The organism is Enterococcus sp. DIV1067f (assembly GCF_050543505.1).
GTDB classification, from domain to species: Bacteria; Bacillota; Bacilli; order Lactobacillales; family Enterococcaceae; genus Enterococcus_D; species Enterococcus_D entomosocium.
This window is the reverse complement of sequence record NZ_CP172940.1, coordinates 481143-499848: the sequence shown is the minus strand read 5'-3', so window position 1 is coordinate 499848 and position 18706 is coordinate 481143. Positions and strand designations below refer to the sequence as shown.

The window sequence follows — 18706 nt, the reverse complement described above, 5'->3', positions numbered from 1 at the left end:
GCAACGCTATCTATGATAAGGGTTGCCCTTACATTTTGCAAGGAAGTTTAAAGAAACTAAGAGTATTTTCTCCTAGTTATGCGAAACATCTATTACTTTTTTTTGAAGATTTAGCGAAAGTTTGCTATCATGTTATTTATATTGAAGGGAGGTTTTTTGAAATGAAATCAAATAGAGAACTAAAAGCAGAAGCAAAAGCAATCCTGAGAGGCCGCTGGAAAGACAGTGTTTTGATGTGTATTGTACCGACTTTGATCTCGATCGCTATCGCACTCGTCATTATCGTTCTTGCTGTTATTCCATTGTATCAAAGCGGTATGTTTAATGATCTTGGTTCCACTGACGCAGTCAATTCCGCAGGAGGAAGTGGCAGCGGCAGTGGTGGCGGTTTGATCAGCGGTCTATTTTCTGCCTTATTCGGTGCTGGGATCTCTTGGACTTTCCTTGACATTTTACGCGGTAAGAAGCAATCGATCCAGCCTTTTTCTGATGTCTTTCGCGGCTTCAGTGGCGCTTTCGTGTTAGGGATCATCGTCATCTATATTCTGTCGACTATTTTCACGACGTTGTGGACGTTCCTGTTTATCATTCCTGGGATCATTAAAGCTTATTCTTATTCTCAAGCATATTTTGTCTTTTATGATACCTATGAAGAAACGGGCATGCGGCCAGATTTTCTCAGCTGCATCACAGGTAGCCGTCATTTAATGAAAGGCTACAAAGGTCAACTGTTCATCCTTGATCTGAGCTTCATCGGCTGGCACATTTTGGCCATCATGACAGCAGGAATTGGCTACTTATGGTTGACGCCATACATCAGTGCAACCAAAGCAGCATTCTATGACAATCTGCCTAAACGAGCACTTGCTTAAAAGATCGGTTCGCCGGTCTTTTTTTTTGAAGAAAAGAATCGTTTCCTTTTGCAAACGCTTCCGTTTCGTGTTATAGTATAAGTGTAAGGAAGGTAGCAACTCTGTTGGTGGTTTTCGTAAATATCGCAAACTCAATCTACTAAAAGTTGTTGAACGTACAAGTTTCACCTAGTACCAAACGTGTAAAGTAACAAGAAGAAAAACGTAACAAGGATCGAACATTTCCATATCGAAAAATGATACGTCTCATTTTGTATCGGAATACACGAAACATGTGTAAGTTTGTAAATGAAAACAAATTTTCGAGAAACATTGCTTTGCATGGACCACAAAAAGCGACCACCACTTATACCTTCCTCTAGTAGTAAGCTGGGCGACAAAAAAAGCAGTTCTAAAAGTTGAGAAATTGATTCAACTTAAAGAGCCGCTTACGTCGCTCAGTTTTTTTGTTTATTTTAAGAACATCGCATCGCCAAAGCTAAAGAAGCGATATCGCTCATCGATGGCATGCTGGTAGGCAGAAAGTGTTAGGTCGCGTCCTGCAAAGGCACTGACTAACATCACTAAGGTTGATTTTGGTAGGTGGAAGTTGGTAGAAAAAGCTTCCACGATTTTAAACTGATAGCCTGGCGTGATAAAAATACTCGTCCACCCACTATCGGCTTTGATTTGCCCATCAAACTTGGTCCCAATGGTTTCTAATGTACGGATCGAAGTCGTTCCGACTGCAACGATCTTGCCACCATTTGCCCGAACCTCGTTCAATTGTGCGGCAGCTTCTTCTGTCAAACGGTAAAATTCGCTGTGCATCTCATGATCAGCGATATTATCGACACTGACTGGACGAAACGTTCCTAAACCAACGTGCAAAGTCAGATAAACCAGCTTGACGCCTTTCGCTGCAATCTGCTCTAGCAATTCTGGGGTAAAATGCAAGCCGGCAGTTGGTGCGGCCGCTGAGCCGTTTTCTTTGGCATAAACCGTTTGATAGCGGTCTGGGTCTTCTAGCCGTTCTTTGATGTAAGGCGGTAACGGCATTTCGCCAAGCGATTCCAGAATCTCTAAAAAGATTCCTTTGTATTGAAAACGAATGATCCGGCCGCCGTGATCGAGCTCTTCTTCCACCACTGCCTCTAATCGTCCGTCGCCGAAGGTGATCTTCGTGCCGACTTTGGCTCTTTTGGCTGGCTTGATCAAGGTTTCCCACGTATCCCCTTCAATATTGTTCAGTAAAAGGATTTCCAGATGGGCACCTGTTTCTTGTTTTTCGCCATAGATACGAGCTGGTAATACCCGCGTATCATTCATCACCAAGGCATCCCCTGGTTCCAATTCATCAATGATGTTATAGAAGTGCTTGTCCTCAAATTTGCCAGTCTCGCGGTCAACCACTAATAAACGGGAACTTGAGCGATCACTTAATGGCGTTTGAGCGATCAGTTCTTCCGGTAAGTCAAAATCAAAATCTTCAGTTGTAAGCATGTTGTTCCTCTCTTTCCCTAAATTCTTCTCTATTCTAGCATGTTTTTATAAAAATTGAAAAAACAGCTTTTAATTCTGCCCTTTCTTAGAAAAAAATAAAGAGACTGCTGCTAAGGCCTTCAGCAAAAAAGCACCCCTTTTCCCAATGAAAAATAACGACATATTTTCGCTGCTTCTTTTCTCTATGCATCGCTCCTTAATTTGGACTTGCTTATGGCGCTATTTTCGTTTTTGTCTATACAATTATGAAAAAAATGGGCAGATTATTTGAATAACACGTGACTTTTCGGCATACTTAGTACAGATTATAAGCCATTATTCAGATTGCTTAAATAAAAATAGAGGTGACATCATGATTGAGTTTCAGCAGGTATCCAAAATTTACAAAGGTGGTAAAGTCGCTGTTGAAGATGTGAATCTTTCCTTTGAAAAAGGCGAATTCATTTGCTTCATCGGGACAAGTGGTAGCGGAAAGACGACTTGTATGCGGATGATCAACCGTATGACGGATCCTTCTAAAGGAAAAATCTTGATCAATGGAAAAAGCGTTACAGAGATCAACCCAGTGGAGTTACGCCGTCAAATCGGCTATGTGATCCAAAGCATCGGTTTGATGCCTCACATGACGATTCGGGAAAACATCACATTGGTTCAAAAATTGTTAAAAGTCAGCCAAGAAGAACGCAACAAAACTGCCGAGCGCATGATCGACTTAGTGGAATTGCCACGAGAAATGCTCGACCGTTACCCCAACGAATTGTCTGGAGGGCAACAGCAACGGATCGGTGTTGTCCGTGCCTTGGCAGCTGACCAAGATGTCATTTTAATGGATGAGCCTTTTGGCGCACTAGACCCAATCACTCGTGACTCCTTACAAGATTTGGTTAAAGACTTGCAAGAACGGCTTGGAAAAACCGTCGTCTTCGTTACCCATGATATGGACGAAGCATTGAAGCTTGCTAGCCGTATCGTGATCATGAGTGAAGGAAAAGTCATTCAATTTGATACACCAGAAAATATTCTGCAACACCCAGCAACACCGTTTGTGGAAGAATTGATCGGTGAAGACCGCTTGTTACAAGCAAAACCTGACACGACGCCAGTCAAAGACGTAATGTTAAATACCCCGATCGCTATCACACCAGAAAAATCCATACAAGAAGCGATTCACTTGATGCGGGAAAAACGGGTCGATACCTTGCTTGTTACCGACAATAGCAACGTGCTAAAAGGCTACATCGATGTCGAATCCATCGACCGCAACCGTGGCAAAGTTACTAGTGTCGGCGATATCTTGAACAAAGATGTCTTTTTCGTTCGCGAAACCGCCTTGTTGCGGGATACCTTGCAACGCATCTTAAAACGCGGCTTAAAATATGTCCCAGTAGTAGATGCCGACAAACATTTAGTTGGGATTTTGACCCGTGCTTCCTTAGTTGATATCGTTTATGACGTGATTTGGGGCGATGAGCCATCGATCATGGAAGCCATTGAGTCGGCGAAACCTGAAGAAACTGAGGAGGTCTAGCGCATGCAAAGCTTCTTTAATGAATATGGCGGCCAATTGGTCACCAAAAGTCTTGAACATTTGTATATTTCCTTTGCGGCTTTGCTCTTAGGGATTCTTGTTGCCGTACCGATCGGTGTGATCTTGACCCGTTTCCCCAAAGCAGCAACGATCGTGATCGGCATCACCAGTGCGTTGCAAACCGTGCCTTCTTTGGCACTATTGGCATTGATGATCCCGATTTTAGGTGTCGGAAAAGTCCCTGCTATCGTCGCTCTTTTCATTTATTCCTTGTTGCCGATTTTGCGAAATACCTACATTGGAATGAAAAAAGTCGATTGGAATTACCGCGATGTTGCCAAAGGGATGGGGATGACCAACTTGCAGTCGATCATCAGTGTGGAATTACCTCTAGCGATCCCAACGATCATGGCAGGGATCCGCTTATCGGCCGTGTATGTTTTAGCCTGGGCTACCTTGGCTTCTTACATCGGTGCCGGTGGACTTGGTGATTTGATCTTTAGCGGACTAAACAACTACCAACCGCCTTTGATTTTTGCTGGGACGATTCCAGTGACGATCTTTGCTTTATTAGCTGACTGGTTACTGGGTTTGTTAGAAAACAAACTGACACCAGCTGCCTTAAGGGGGGATGCGTAATGAAAAAAACTTCAAAATTAGCGCTGTTGTTTTCCTTAAGTGTCGCTTTACTGTCTGGCTGTTCCTTTCCCGGTTTAGCATCGACTTCTGATGAGAATACCGTGGCGATCACAGGCGGGATCACTTCCGAAGCCCAAATTCTTGGCGCGGTGGTTGCCGGTATGGTCGAACACTATACGGATAAAAACACAACCGTCATTAACAACTTAGCAACAACGACCATCAATCACCAAGCGATGATGAATGGCGATGCGTCGATCTCAGCTGCCCGCTACACAGGAACTGACTTGACCACTACGTTAGGGTTGGAACCAGAATCTGATCCGCAAGCCGCCTTTGACAAAGTCAAATCAGAATTTGAGAAACGATACCAACAGACTTGGTTCCCATCTTACGGCTTTGATAACACATATGTCTTTCTTGTCAGGAAAGACACTGCTGAAAAATACGGATTGGAAAAAGTCAGTGACTTGAAAGATGTCGCAGATCAATTGGTCGCAGGGGTCGATACCGCGTGGATCACACGGGTCGGCGATGGGTACGATGGCTTCCAGGAAGCCTATGGATTCTCTTTCCAAAATATCCTACCGATGCAGATCGGTCTCGTCTATGATGCTGTTGATAACGGAAAAATGGATATCGTTTTAGGGTACTCAACCGACGGCCGGATCGGCAGTTACGATCTCGTGATGCTAGAAGATGATCTAAACTTCTTCCCGCCTTATGATGCCGCACCGATCGTCGATGACAAATTATTGAAAGAAACACCTGAAATCGGCGATGCCCTGAACAAATTAGCAGGCAAAATTGATACCGAAAAAATGCAAGAATTGAATTACCAAGTGGATAATGACCTTCTAGAACCAACGGTAGTTGCCGAACGTTTCTTAGAAGAAAATAATTACTTCGAAGGAGAGTGACGAAATGGCAGACATGAATTTATTCCAACAATTTCTTTTCTATTTTCAAGAAAATGGCGGCTATGTTTTTGCCCAGTTCATTCGTCACTTCTTGATTTCAATCTACGGGGTACTTTTTGCCTCAATCGTCGGGATTCCAATCGGGATCTTGATTTCTAAAAAAATGCGTTTGGCAGATTGGGTGATTCGTTTCGCCAATATCATCCAGACGATTCCATCTTTAGCGATGATCTCGATTTTAATGATCGGCATGGGCTTAGGTGTGAATGTCGTGATTTTAACGATTTTCCTTTATTCTTTGTTACCGATCATCAAAAATACCTATACCGGCATGCGCCAAGTCGACCGCAATACGTTAGATGTCGGCAAAGGGATGGGGATGACTAGCTGGCAACGATTGTATATGATCGAATTGCCATTGTCTGTTTCGGTGATCATGGCAGGGATTCGAAACGCCTTAGTCGTGGCGATCGGTATCACCGCTATTGGGGCTTTCGTTGGTGCTGGTGGACTGGGGGACATCATCATCCGTGGAACCAATGCGACGGATGGTGCATCGATCATCTTAGCCGGTGCTTTACCAACTGCCTTGATGGCGATCATTACGGATCTTGGATTGAGCTTTATTGAACGCCGCTTAGATCCAGCCAGCCGTACGTCACGCTAAACTTATTTGCAAAAAGCAAAAGCCGTTGTGACCATTTATTGGTCGCAACGGCTTTTTGGGTTTGGTCATTTTTCAGAAAAGCATGCTTCAGACGCTTCCCTTCTTAGGTTTAACGCCCTGCTCTTTTTCGCTATTTATCCATTCCGTATACTTCGACTTCATAGATTCGGGCTGCCGAATCTGCTCCTTGTGTTGGTTTATCGATACTGATTTTTACATATTGCACCTTCTGGACGGCAAACGTATTGGTGCTATTGCCGGCTTCATTTTTCAACGTTCGTGAAACTGGCTCATAGTCTTTGCCATCTTCACTGACGAGCACCGTATACGCCCGCGTATTCATGTCTGGACCTTCTCCACCAGCCTCCGCATGAGCGAGGCGTACTTCACTGACCGTTTGTGGCCGACCGAGATCGATCATCAACTCATGAGGCGCATTGCCTGTCGCACACCACTTCGTACTCAAATCACCATCGAGGGCAAAAGCCGGTGCTTCGGCATCATTGACAAACGATGAAGCAGTTGCTTCGGCATCTTTTGAAAGCAGCAGCAACTCTTTCGGCGCATCAGCAGAAATCGTGATCAATCCCGCCATTTCCAGAGGGGTCTCTCCTGCTTCGTTTTTGGCAACAAGCGTGACTTTGTAGGTACCTGGTTCCGAATAGGTCACTTGGGGATTTTCTTCTGTACTGCTCGTGATATCGCCGCCTTCAAACGTCCATTCGAATGCTTCAGCATTCGCAGATGAGGTATTCGTGAAGGTAATCGTTTCCCCCGGTGCTGCCAAGGTTCTAGAGGCTGTAAAGGCCGCTTTTGGCAGCTGATTGTTCGGCCAAGTGATCTCCACCGTATCTGATAGCTTGCCACGATTGCCATAGCGATCCACTGCCACCACCGCGAACTTGGTTTTCGTCCCTTTTGGACGTTCAACGGCATTCAAATAGTGGTTGGTTGCTGGCGTAGCTGCTAAGAAAGAGCGTGAGCCGTCATCGTTCAATTGGTAGATCTCATAAACCGCAGCTGTCTTGTCCTTGGCAGCTTCCCACGTTAAACGGACACCCGCATAGTTGCCCTCTTCCTCATCAAAGAGCACATCCTCAACCGTCAATGCTTCGGCAGCGAATTTCTCCGCTTTCTGATCTCCGATCGTTAATTGCCCTAAATTCAATTCATAGACATCACTGGTTTCTTTCGTGGTTATGTCATAACCGATCGCTGTCACTTCTCCTTTGATGTCTTTCAATGAGTAGGTGATCGTCGTCCAGTCTGTTGCGACCTCTTTGTCTCCTTTGATTGTTTGTGTCGAACCATCGGCTAAGGTCACGACCAAATCAAGAGTTGTCGGTACCGTTGCTTTGACAGTCGTTGTTAGCTTCGTCTTTTTCGTCACAGGAAATGCTGTCTGATACAATGCCATGTGACTGGTACTGCCTTTTGTCATCTGTCCACGTAGTTTCAGTGCATTTCCGCCATTGTAGGCATCCGCATAATTGATTGATACAGCCAAATCATTATCTTTTCCATGATCAAAGACCCAACGATAGGTCGGCAAAACAGCTTGCAAGCTTCGGTTGTTCCAATTGCGGCTGGACACTTTTTCTCCGTCGATAAAATAGTTGTAGCCATTACCCAGACTAAAATTCGTCACAAAAGGCAGCTCTGTGATAGCGGTCTGTTCCAGGGCATACGTGGAGATTCCAGGCCACTCTGTCGCTTCTGGCAGCTGGCTTTCCCGAGGATCGCCCGTGTTATTGACCCAAAAAGCATTCTCTTTGCTTTGGAAATCATCCGGCGTACTAGCAGAAGAATAGGTCCAGCTAGGCACATACAGGCCCAATGAGGTATAAGGAACGCCTTTTTCATCCGTAAACAGATCCCAGCGCACAGGCGTTGCATAGCCATTTTCTTGTACATCGATCCCAGCAAAAAGATCGTAAGGATCGACACCGATTTCACGGGCTTTTTCATTGGAGGCCTTCAACAGCTCTTTGTCCGCCAATTTGTCAGTGGTCCACCAGAAATTCAAGAACATACTATCTGCCAATGGGTTCATCTCTGCATCCACTAAATAGGCTTTGTTCTTATCCGTCAACGCGTTTTGCCAATCCATTTTCCCATCACTCGTCATGGAATCATACCACATGATCTCTAAATGCTCGTCGGCTTGTTCTTTGAATTGGGCGATCAGTTCTTGCATCGCTTTGGCGTGGCTTTCATTTAGTCCTTTACCATCAGCCCCCGATTGTTCGACACCTTCCGCTGCATCATCAAAACTAGTGACCGCCGTATCGGTTTCTTGATTGATGAACCAGCCATCAAAGCCATACGTATTGGCAACTTCGATCATTTTTTCTACGATCGGAAAATTGCCGTCCTCATCCTTAGCTAAAAACGTATCTAGCCATTCCAACTTCCCACCATGGGCAGTTTGTGGAAAGAAGATCGTTCCTAAAACCGGCACGCCATTCCTATGAGCAGCATCCGTTACATCAGGACTTGGTGGTACGATAATCCCTTCGCCAGAAGAGCCGCCCCAATAAACCAATTGATCGATGTATTGCCAATAAGAAAAGACATTGGCATCAAAGGTATTGATCCCTCGTGGTGCATTGCCGCTCGTACTGCTATTCATGATCGAAAGCGCTACGACTTTGGTTTCTGCCGTTTGCGTGTCATTCATCTTCGGCAACGTCTCTTTAGCTGCCCGCTGCGCTAATGGAACAACGCTGGTATTATATTTCGCATCTGGATCTTTTTCAAAAGACCATGCCAACAAATCCTCTGGGAACCAATAAGACGACTCCGGTTGATTGTCCATCGCTTTTTCCAACGTACTTTTGGCTGTTTCTTGGTAAACGACTTTTCCAGTTGTCTTCGCCTCACTTTGGGTGCAGCCACCGATTGCCGTTGCCGCTGCCAATACCAACAAAGATACGCCAACTTTACTGATTTTCCTTGTCACACTTCTTCCTCCTTGTTTTACATAAACCCGCCAACATTCCTACACTAAAACGATAACGCTTTCAAAGATAGGAATATAGGAACAAATTAAAGAAATCATGCAACAAATCCAAGAAGGTTGAGTTTAGAAAAAAAAGAGCCTCCTTTTGGGGAAGCTCTTTGGCCCTGCTTACTTCTTACTCCTTTCCAACGAGCGGCAGCCAAACGCGCATTTCGCCTATGCCCCGATTGCCCCATAAATGGTATGGGATCAGTTGCCACGTACGAGGTATGACCGTTTCCGCTCGTTCTTCGTAAAGGGTTGTTCCCGACCATTCTTCGCTTTGGTAGCCTTTGATCGCCAAACGTAAAGTAGTTGGCAACAACGTATCCTCTTTCGCAAAGGTCGCCTCCAGCGCCTGTGGGTCGATGCGGCAACGCCAGAGTGCTTGACCATTGTCGGCTTCTTCTATGCAATACACGAAGGGGCCACGTTGCAATACGACTTGATTGATGTCTTGAATAACTTGAGGATTCGCACGCAAGATTTGCAATGGTTGTTCAAAACGGATATTGGCCGTCACGTTTTCGACTGCCTCAAAGATGATTGCCTCGTTCGTCTCCTGCCATTCGTGTTCACTATCGATTTGAAACTTACTTAGTCCGTTAGGTTTGTGGATGATGAGCGTCTTTGGAATGCCTTGATAGCGAATCGTGAGGTCCTCTGTAAAAGGAAACCCGCCCGTTTGTTCAAACGTAAATTGATCAGGTTCTTCTAAACGGCTTGCTACAAATAAATTCACGTAAAGCTTCTCTTGATCGCAAGTGTAAACCAAGCGCTGCAGCGATGCGACCATCCGTGCAAAATTGGGCGGACAACACGCACAACCGAGCCAATCGGGTCGTTGGGCTTTGACGTGACCTTTGCCAGGATTTTCTTGATCTCGTTGGGGATTGACCTCCAAAGGATTCACGTAGAAAAAGTGTTTGCCGTCAATTGCCGCACCAGAAAGGACGCTATTATACAACGCTCGTTCCATCGTCGCTAAATATTTTGGTTCATTGGTTAGTTTGAACAGCTCAAAAGAAAATTGGACCAATGCAATGGCTGCACAGGTTTCACAATACATCGTATCATTTGGCAAATCATAGGGACCGACAAAGGCTTCCCCGTGAACGGTTGAGCCGACGCCACCGGTCACATACATTTTCTTACAGGCGATGTCTTCCCAAATCGCTTCACAAGCGTCGATTAATGCTTGATCTTGGGTATGCTGGGCGACTTTTGCCATCCCGCTTGCCATATACAGCATTCGTACCGCATGACCTTTGGCTTCATGCTGCTTTTTAGGTTGATCGTAGGCTTGTAAATAGGTGAGGTCTACCCTTGGCGTTTCATCCGATAAGCCATCCGCTTGGTTTTTCAAGATTTCTTTTTCGTAAAAGGCAGGATCTTCCCCACGTACTTCAAGAAAGAAATCAGCGAATGTCAAATAGGTTTGTTTACCGGTGTATTCATACAAACGCACCAGAGCCAATTCGATCTCTTGATGGCCATCAGCACCTTGAATTTTTCCAGGCTCCCGCCCAAAATACGTGCAAATATTGGCGATATTTTTCTCTGCCACGGTCAGTAATTTATCCTTACCTGTTGCTTGATCATAAGCGATAGCCGCTTCGACTAGATGCCCCGCACAATAAAGTTCATGACTGAAATACAACTGACGGTATTTTAACTTCGGTCGAGTCAATTGAAAGAAGGTATTTAAGTAGCCATCCGCTTCTTGCGCCGCAGCAACTAAGTCAATCACTTCATCTACTGTCTTTTCCAATTGCGGATCGCTGGTATTCAACAAGCTATACCCAGCCGACTCGATCCATTTGTAGACATCGCTATCTTGGAAAAACCAGCCAAAATGTTCTCCTTCCATTTGCCCTGCAGCGATGCGAAAATTCGCCAAGGCATGGCTTTTCCCAGCTGGCAAATTAGGATCTTCCCGTTCTGCTTGAACATCTACATCGATTTCATCATTTAGGACTTGGTATTGGTAAGGAATCGTTTCTTTGCGAACAAGCTCTTGGTACCCTTGCCAAAACTCGTCCGTGAGCTGGATCTTGTTTAATGCGAATTCTTTCATTTCGTTCTCCTATTCTTTTATTTTGAGATTTTATGGTAAATGTACGAGCTTAGACAGTCGTATGCTTTTTTTCAGGTAAAAAGACATACGCATCTTTTTGTTTAAACAAATTAAGTTGAAAATAAACCAGCGGTGTAACACCAAATACGAAGAATAAACCCGGTAGTAGGTAGTAGCAACAGCTGATCCCGACCATAAGGACGAAAATTTGACCGGTCAATCCAGGTTTGCCAAGCATTAGAATCAAACTTTTTTTAAGCATGGGTTTCCAAGCTCGTTCGTGTTGAAAAAACCAAAAGAGATTGGCTAAAAAAAGGAGACTAATCACTATCAGAAGTTGGATCAACAAATAAACGGTTGTATCGGCTTCGGTAAAGACATAGTGTCTCATTAGCATCAAGTCAATCGAAAAAAGGGCTGTTAAAGGAAGTATAAAGAGTCCTAATCGATTCATTCTCCAAAAGTTTTTTCGAAAGCTTTTTGCAAAGGACTGAAACAATTTTATCGCATTTGCTTCTTGATATTTTTCATCATTGCAAAGTTCGTAAACCGCATTGGTTGCTGGCAATAGTCCGAAAAGAACTAAGCCGAATAAGGTAAACAGCAGCCAATAGCAATGCAACAGAAATAACAGTAAGCCTTTTTTCCCAATGCTCACATGTAAATCGACTAGCTTATTCATGTACTCACCCTTTCATTGCACCAATCATGACTCCTTTATCAAAGTATTTCTGTAGGAAAGGATAGATCACCAAAATCGGTAAGGTCGAAACAATGATGGCGCCATATTTGATCTGATCTGCATATTGTTGTCCGTAGCCATCACCCAAAGCGCCCGCACCACCTGCAGATGCTTGATTTGATAGTAAAATATCTCGCAGAACGATCTGTAAAGGTTGTTTTTCGTAGTCGCGAATAAATACGAGTCCTGTAAAGAAATCGTTCCAATGTTGGACCAAATAGTAAAGACCCACCACAGAAATGACTGCTTTGGATAGCGGTAGTGCTACAGTAACAAAAAATTTTGCATAGGAGCAACCATCTAGAGCGGCTGCTTCATAGAGACTATCCGGAATGCTTGTCTCAAAAAAGCTTCTTGCAATGATCAAATTATAGACATTGACTGCCGAGGGAATAATAAAGACCCACATACTATCGATCAACCCCACATCTCGATAAAGTAAATACGTAGGGATCAAGCCACCATTGAAAAACATCGTAAAGGTAAAGAGAAACATCAAAAGTTTTCGAGGTTTAAATTCCTTTCTTGATAAGGCAAAAGCTGCGGGTAAAGTAAAAATTAAATTGACCGCCGTTCCTCCTAACGTATAAATCAAGGTATTGCGATAGCCCGTCCAGATCCTAGCATCTTGTAAAATTTTTTCAAAACCAAAAAAGCTGATATTCCTAGGAAAGAGCGTGACTAATCCTTTAGAAACCATGTTGGAATCACTAATTGAAGCGATGACGACAAAAAAGAGCGGATAGACGACAATCAAAAAGATACTCAAGCAAAGTATGATGATCGCTAGGTTAAAAAGAAGATCTGATTTAGGTTTGTTTGTTAGTGATAGATTCATATAGCCACCCCTTTACCATAAACTACGGTTCGTGTATTTTTTCGAAAGACCATTTGCTAAAACTAAAAAGAGAAAATTAATGATGTTATTGAATAGCCCGATCGCTGTTGAATAACTAAATTGACTGTTTAAGATCCCAATTTTATACACATACGTAGAAATGACTTCTGAGACGCTCAAATTCAAACTATTTTGCATCAGGAAAATCTTCTCAAAGCCAGCATTTAAAACCCCACCCATATTCATAATCAACAAAATAACCATCGTTGGCACTAATGCTGGTATATCAACATGGAGGATTTTTTGAAAACGATTGGCGCCATCGATATCTGCTGATTCATAGAGTTGCGTATCGATACTCGAAAGTGCCGCTAAGTAAATAATGCTGTTCCAGCCACAGTGCTGCCAAACCTCAGAAATGACATAGACGGGCACGAACGTACTGTCGCTCCCCATTAAGTTGACAGAAGAATCCAAGTTCAAGAGGTTGACTAAAACACCTGTTTCTGGTGAAAGAAAGACTTGCAATATCCCTACCATCACGACCGTAGAAATGAAGTGAGGTAAATAAACCGCAGTTTGCATGACTTTTTTTCTTTTAGGGTTTCTGATTTGATTGATGATCAATGCCAATAAAATGGGAGCAATGAACCCAAAAATCAGCGTTGTCACACTGATCCGCAACGTATTGACTATCACGGTTTGGAACATCGGGCTTTCGAAAAATTGTTGGAAATACTTGAAACCGACAAATTCGCCACCAGTGAGTCCCTTCGTAAAATCGAATTCCCGAAATGCTAGTTGGATACCATACATTGGTATGTAATTAAAAACCAAAATGATCGCTAATGCCGGTAAAACCATCAACCATAGCTGCCATTGTCGACTGAAATGAGAAAGTAACCGATTATTTTTTTTCACGAGAACTGTGTCCATGATCTTCACTCCTTTGATAGATTTAGGTAAATGGCTGGTCTTTGTTATTCAAGCATGAACTTGCGATTGCTTTACTCAACTCTGACCAGCCTCACCACTCACTTAATTCCCGTAATATTGATCAAATCCTTTTTGAACGATCTCGATATTTTGATCTAAGCCGCTATTTTGCAAGGTTGTGACATATTGCTCCCACTCATCTTCAATGCCACCTTTTGTCACCCATTTAGCAAATTTTGTCATTGCTTCATTGAGGATCGTTGTATTGTTGTTTGCTAGTGTTGTGGCATCCTCATTACTAAATTTCAAGAGATTGAATGGTACTACTTGTTCTTCAGGAACGATTTTATCCACGTAAGGATGCAACACTTCATCTTGGACCTCATTCGCTTTCATATCTGCGCCAAGTTCGACATCAAGAGCGTCTGAAATATACATTGGACTATTGTCCGCCCAAGTTGTTGTCCACTTCCATGTCCCTGGATCGACATTTTCATCCGCAGGTGGCAAGACGCGGTAAGTGTCCCCCTCTTTTTCGATGTTAGTGCCCAATGACCCAAACAATGCTTGGATTCCGATTTCTGGATCGTATAGCGCATTGACGAATTTTAAGGCTCCGTCCATATTTTTGGTTTGAGAGGAAACAACGGCAAAGTTTACCCCATAATTAAGCGAGGTTTCATAGCTCCATGTCGGTTCCACTCCAGCTTTTTGAATCAATGGTGCCATTGATGTATATTGATCTGCTAACTGATTACCAAATCGGTCTGAAGCTTCCCAGCCCCAAGTAAAACCGACTTTTGCCGTCTCGCCTTCTCCTCTACCAGTGGACTGATAGGCACTATAATCTTGAGAAAAAGCCTTAGGATTAATCAAGCCAGCTTCCCAGCACTTGTTCAAAAATTCCACTGTTTCTTTGTAACGCTCATCAACAAAGAAGTTGCCTACCTGTCCATTTTCAGCAAAGTAGCCGGTATTTCCTCCTTCTGAAACAACGATACCCGTACTTGCTAAAAGCTGCATTGGTTGGAAATAGCCAAAACCGCCGGTTCCAACTGGACTCCAATCCATTGGAATTTCATCGCTAGCATCCCCATCTCCATTCGCATCGTTTTCTTTGAATGCGACCAACACTTCGAATAGTTCATCCCATGTTTCAGGTACGTCTAACCCAAGATTGTCCAGCCACGTTTGATTGATATATTGACGAGAAGCAGATTTAGGCCAAAAACGCTGGTATTTTGGTAAGCCATAGATCTCTCCATTCAGTTGAGTAGCAAGTGCTTTTGTTTCTGGTTTTTCTTCAAACATCTTTTGAACATTTGGCAGGGCATCTAAGTGATCAGATAAATCGGTGAACAAGCCAGGAAACTTCGCAAATTCCGCATCCGTCACAACATTTGGTCCCAGAATCAAATCGGGAATATCTCCAGAAGCCAACATTGGGGCTTTTTTCTGATCCCAATCAGCGGAAACTTCCTCCCACTTTATGGTCAGCTCAAGTTCTTCTTCTAGTTTGTTCAACCACTCAATATCTTTGTTCTTTTGCGTCAAGCCATGCTTTACCACTAACACATTTAACTGGTTGCTTGACGACTCTCCATCTCCCTCACTTGAAGATCCTCCCCCGCATCCAGAGAGCAATCCGATCAATGCTGCGGAACAAAACACCAAACCTAATTTTTTCATTTTCTCATCCCTTTCACTCTTGTTACACTAAGTATAACGTCGAAAATGAAAACGCTTTTATTAACAATTTTTACTTCTACTCTCTTTTTTTTACTCGCCAACCATTTTTACATGATTCGCTTCATTCATAGTCCATAATGTTGCGGTTAAACTGATATGGAGAGATTCCTACACGTTCTTTAAAAACACGGAAAAAATAATTATAGTTCGCAAATCCGCTTTGCCTTGCGACTTCATTGACACTACAAGACGAGATACTCAACAATAATTTTGCATAATCGATCCGCAACTCAGACAAGTATTTTGAAAAAGACTGTCCCCATTGCTGCTTAAACACCCTACTTAAATAGGAATAATTTAAATCAATCGCTTCGGCGCAGGTCTGCAAGCTGATCGGTTCTTTGAAGTGTTGATGAAGATAAAGAATACATTTTTTTACCGGCTCGTCAACAGGCTTAAAGACTTCTTTTTGGAAATTTTTTACACTTAATGAAATGGCTTCAAAAAAATCTGCTTCGATTCTTAGTAACGTATCGAACTGTTGATAATAATTGATTTGAATCATCGTTTCCATCGGCTGTCTAAAGCTATTACTCATCGCTAAACTGATTTGAAAATCAATTTGTGCAATTAGCTCTAAGGCCAGCGAACGTGCGACCCGTTTTTCTCTTATATACTCAAACAGTTTTTTACTATAATATTCGATGTTTTCTGGTTCGATGTATTTGGTATAAAAATAGATTTTTTTCAGATACAAAGCGATCTCATGCTGTTGAAAGACGTTTTTACTGCATTCTTGGCTTGAAAAATGCAGCAACTCATTCGGACGTGAAAAAAAGAGTAAATCTGAGATTCGTTCATCGCTCTTAAATAGTTCTAATACCTCCGACAGTTGATTGCTTACTGGGGATCGCAGGAGAAAAAGTTCAACATCTAGTAAGCGCTTAGCAGCATGGTAGCACTTGGTTTTGATCGTTTCCAAGTAATCATTGATCGCTTTATAGGATTTGATTTTTGCAAACGAGTAAAGCATAAAAAGCTTCCCATCATCAGTCACGAAAGAGAGCATTTCTATGGTTTCTTTCTTTGTGTCTAAAATCAATTGCTCTAAAACAGCGCTCACTTTTCGTTTATACTTTTCTTTGTCCCAAACATTTTTGCTGATAGAGATAGGTATCATAACAAGTCCTACCATTTTTTCAGTTACAAAATGCGGATACTGTTGCATCAAGAAGCTTGTATTTCCATGAAAAAAGTCTCGTAGAGAGGGTGTCTCGTAAGCAGGCGCAGCCATTGGCTCGTCTGTAAAAAAATTGATTTTTTTCAGCGCTTCCGAAATCACTTCCTCGCTCAATTCATGTTTCAAAAGATAGTCAACGACCCCATATTTCATGCTACCACTCGCATAATTAAAGTCGGCGTAGCCACTCATCACGATCACTTTAGTCGTGCGATCGATCAGTTCCAATTGTTCTAAAAAGGCTAAGCCATTCATAATTGGCATATTCATGTCTAAAAAAATGAGATCTACAGAATAAATCTCCAAATAATTTAACAACTCGTAAGGATTTGCCGTACTGAGTACAATTTCAAATTGAGGGAAATTTTGTAAAATAGTACTTATTTTGTTGCGTGAAATCAACTCATCATCTAAGAGGGCTATTTTCTTCATCGTCTTTTTCTCCAATCATAGGAAGCTCAATAATGACTCGGGTGTAAACCCCTAACTCTGTTTCATATGTGATCCCATAGTCTGGACCATAGTAGAGCTTGATTCGTTTATCGATATTATGGATACCAATTTTCGAATAGTGTTTTCCATTGCTTTTTTCTCGCTCGTTTATCTGTTTTATCGCTTCTTCTGTTAGTCCATTGCCATTATCTTCAACCATTAAACAAAGCTTATCTCCCTTTTTTTCTCCACTTATTTTTATTTGCCCTTTTTCGCTATTCGTTCCAACAAAATTGTGCAAAATGCTATTTTCAACAATGGGTTGCAAAATAAATCGAAGGATACGGCAAGATAAAATCGCTGGATCAAGCGCCCAATGAACATCAAAGCTATCAATATAGGCAACTTTTTGGATGGACACATAGCTTTTGACATGGGCTACTTCTTCAGACAAAGGAATCAAGTCTTGTCCCTTATACATCGTGGCATGCAACAATGATACAAGTGATTTCGAAAGATGGGCAATATTGTTAGCCTGTTGTAATTCAGCCATCCAGGTAATCGAGTTTAGCGTATTGGACAGAAAATGGGGGTTGATTTGAGCTTGTAGAAAGTCGATTTCAATTTCTTTTTTCTCTTTTTCTCTGGCTTTATTTTCTTCCATTAAAGTATTGATATTGGCAACCATCGAATTAAAGACTATACTCATTTGTTTTAATTCGTCATTTCCTTGAATCTCAACAGTGGTCGATAAGTCCTTATTCTTGACCCGCTCCATTGCTTGGTTTAATTGATCGATTCGTTTCGACAGTTTTAATATAATCAGCGTAGCCACAAAAATACTCATGCTGACGATCACGATACACAGGAAAATCATCAGTCGCAAATTCTGTGTCAACGGTCCCAAAAATGGTTTTTTGGGGAGATGGAGATGAAACCACGCTTCGACTTCTTCACTATAGAATGATTTCTCATACAAATTGGCTTGGTCTTCATCAATGGTGCCAACTTCAGCAAGCACCGTTTGCTTTTGATCTAACAAGGCGATCTGCGTCCCAGCTGGGAGGTTTTCTAATTGATCATTAAGAAACTCGCTTGTATGAAGAAATCCCACCAAGTGCCCTAGGACTACTTGCCCGACTTTGATTTCATTTTTGATATAAACAGTCGAATCATCAATTTCTCTTGCATAAGCGGCCTCATTGGTGTAACCAATCAACGTTTCTTCAACAACTGGATCAACTAACCCAAACGACATCAACCGATTTTCTTTGGAATAAATCGCCATTCCCAGCAAATAAGGTTGAAATTGATACAATGGTTCCACGATCTCCTTCAATTCCATGGTCAGTTTGATGCTCTCAAAGGTGTCTCTCGTAATCCGTGGTTGTTCACTGGCCTCTTTCAACGTGTCGTAGCCATCCATAATCAATTTATAATTGATATGATTAAGATCCGTACTGATCGTATGGATATTACGTAAAATAGAGACCTCGATCTCTTTCGCTTGGATCTCCATATTTTTATCAATGATCTTATTCGCGGTATTAGAAAAAAAGAGAATGATCAGTGACGAAGTAACGACATTCGCAATAATGATCGTTACCATAAGTTTCATTTTTATCTTCAATCGCTTCACACTT

At 42.5% G+C, this 18706-nt stretch carries 14 protein-coding genes; 5 read left to right on the top strand and 9 right to left on the bottom strand.

Annotated elements, in window-relative coordinates; genetic code table 11:
* Positions 1 to 161 precede the first annotated feature (161 nt).
* Positions 162 to 872, top strand: a complete 711-nt coding sequence (locus tag IGJ42_RS02325) for a DUF975 family protein (protein ID WP_005227331.1) — start codon at positions 162 to 164, stop codon at positions 870 to 872.
* 450 nt (positions 873 to 1322) lie between these two features.
* On the opposite strand, the gene queA is transcribed toward IGJ42_RS02325, so the two are convergent.
* A complete protein-coding gene (gene queA, locus IGJ42_RS02320) occupies positions 1323 to 2354 on the bottom strand; it encodes a tRNA preQ1(34) S-adenosylmethionine ribosyltransferase-isomerase QueA (RefSeq protein WP_008376077.1) in 1032 nt (343 codons plus the stop codon).
* A gap of 352 nt (positions 2355 to 2706) precedes the next feature.
* Here queA and IGJ42_RS02315 point away from each other — a divergent pair, with 352 nt between their 5' ends.
* The 4 genes from IGJ42_RS02315 to IGJ42_RS02300 are packed head-to-tail and all read left to right on the top strand — an operon-like array spanning position 2707 to position 6108.
* Positions 2707 to 3882, top strand: coding sequence for a betaine/proline/choline family ABC transporter ATP-binding protein (locus tag IGJ42_RS02315; RefSeq protein WP_008376079.1), 1176 nt, complete (start codon positions 2707 to 2709; stop codon positions 3880 to 3882).
* Between the two features lie 3 nt (positions 3883 to 3885).
* Positions 3886 to 4521, top strand: a complete 636-nt coding sequence (locus IGJ42_RS02310; protein ID WP_005227319.1) for an ABC transporter permease — start codon at positions 3886 to 3888, stop codon at positions 4519 to 4521.
* A complete protein-coding gene (locus IGJ42_RS02305) occupies positions 4521 to 5441 on the top strand; it encodes an osmoprotectant ABC transporter substrate-binding protein (protein ID WP_008376082.1) in 921 nt (306 codons plus the stop codon). The genes IGJ42_RS02310 and IGJ42_RS02305 overlap by 1 nt, the downstream gene beginning before the upstream one ends.
* 4 nt (positions 5442 to 5445) lie before the next feature.
* Complete coding sequence (locus tag IGJ42_RS02300) at positions 5446 to 6108, top strand: ABC transporter permease (protein ID WP_005227316.1); 663 nt, start codon at positions 5446 to 5448, stop codon at positions 6106 to 6108.
* Between the two features lie 130 nt (positions 6109 to 6238).
* On the opposite strand, the gene IGJ42_RS02295 is transcribed toward IGJ42_RS02300, so the two are convergent.
* The 8 genes from IGJ42_RS02295 to IGJ42_RS02260 form a co-directional block, all read right to left on the bottom strand.
* On the bottom strand, positions 6239 to 9070 hold the full coding sequence (locus IGJ42_RS02295) for an endo-beta-N-acetylglucosaminidase (protein ID WP_086299058.1): 2832 nt from the start codon (positions 9068 to 9070) through the stop codon (positions 6239 to 6241).
* Positions 9071 to 9245: 175 nt separating this feature from the next.
* Positions 9246 to 11186: a glycoside hydrolase family 127 protein gene (locus IGJ42_RS02290; RefSeq protein WP_086299057.1), complete on the bottom strand. Its 1941-nt coding sequence runs from the start codon at positions 11184 to 11186 to the stop codon at positions 9246 to 9248.
* Between the two features lie 49 nt (positions 11187 to 11235).
* On the bottom strand, positions 11236 to 11868 hold the full coding sequence (locus IGJ42_RS02285) for a DUF624 domain-containing protein (RefSeq protein WP_086299056.1): 633 nt from the start codon (positions 11866 to 11868) through the stop codon (positions 11236 to 11238).
* A gap of 4 nt (positions 11869 to 11872) precedes the next feature.
* A complete protein-coding gene (locus IGJ42_RS02280; RefSeq protein ID WP_016609627.1) occupies positions 11873 to 12766 on the bottom strand; it encodes a carbohydrate ABC transporter permease in 894 nt (297 codons plus the stop codon).
* Between the two features lie 12 nt (positions 12767 to 12778).
* Positions 12779 to 13702: an ABC transporter permease gene (locus tag IGJ42_RS02275; protein ID WP_016609626.1), complete on the bottom strand. Its 924-nt coding sequence runs from the start codon at positions 13700 to 13702 to the stop codon at positions 12779 to 12781.
* A 102-nt stretch (positions 13703 to 13804) separates the two neighbouring features.
* Entirely contained in the window at positions 13805 to 15391 is a 1587-nt protein-coding gene (locus IGJ42_RS02270) for an extracellular solute-binding protein (RefSeq protein WP_086299055.1), read from the bottom strand.
* Positions 15392 to 15512: 121 nt separating this feature from the next.
* Entirely contained in the window at positions 15513 to 17063 is a 1551-nt protein-coding gene (locus tag IGJ42_RS02265) for a response regulator transcription factor (RefSeq protein ID WP_086299054.1), read from the bottom strand.
* The gene (locus IGJ42_RS02260) at positions 17038 to 18681 is read right to left on the bottom strand and encodes a sensor histidine kinase (protein ID WP_086294500.1); all 1644 of its coding nucleotides are present in this window, start codon (positions 18679 to 18681) and stop codon (positions 17038 to 17040) included. Before IGJ42_RS02260 ends, IGJ42_RS02265 begins: the two co-directional genes overlap by 26 nt.
* Positions 18682 to 18706 lie beyond the last annotated feature (25 nt).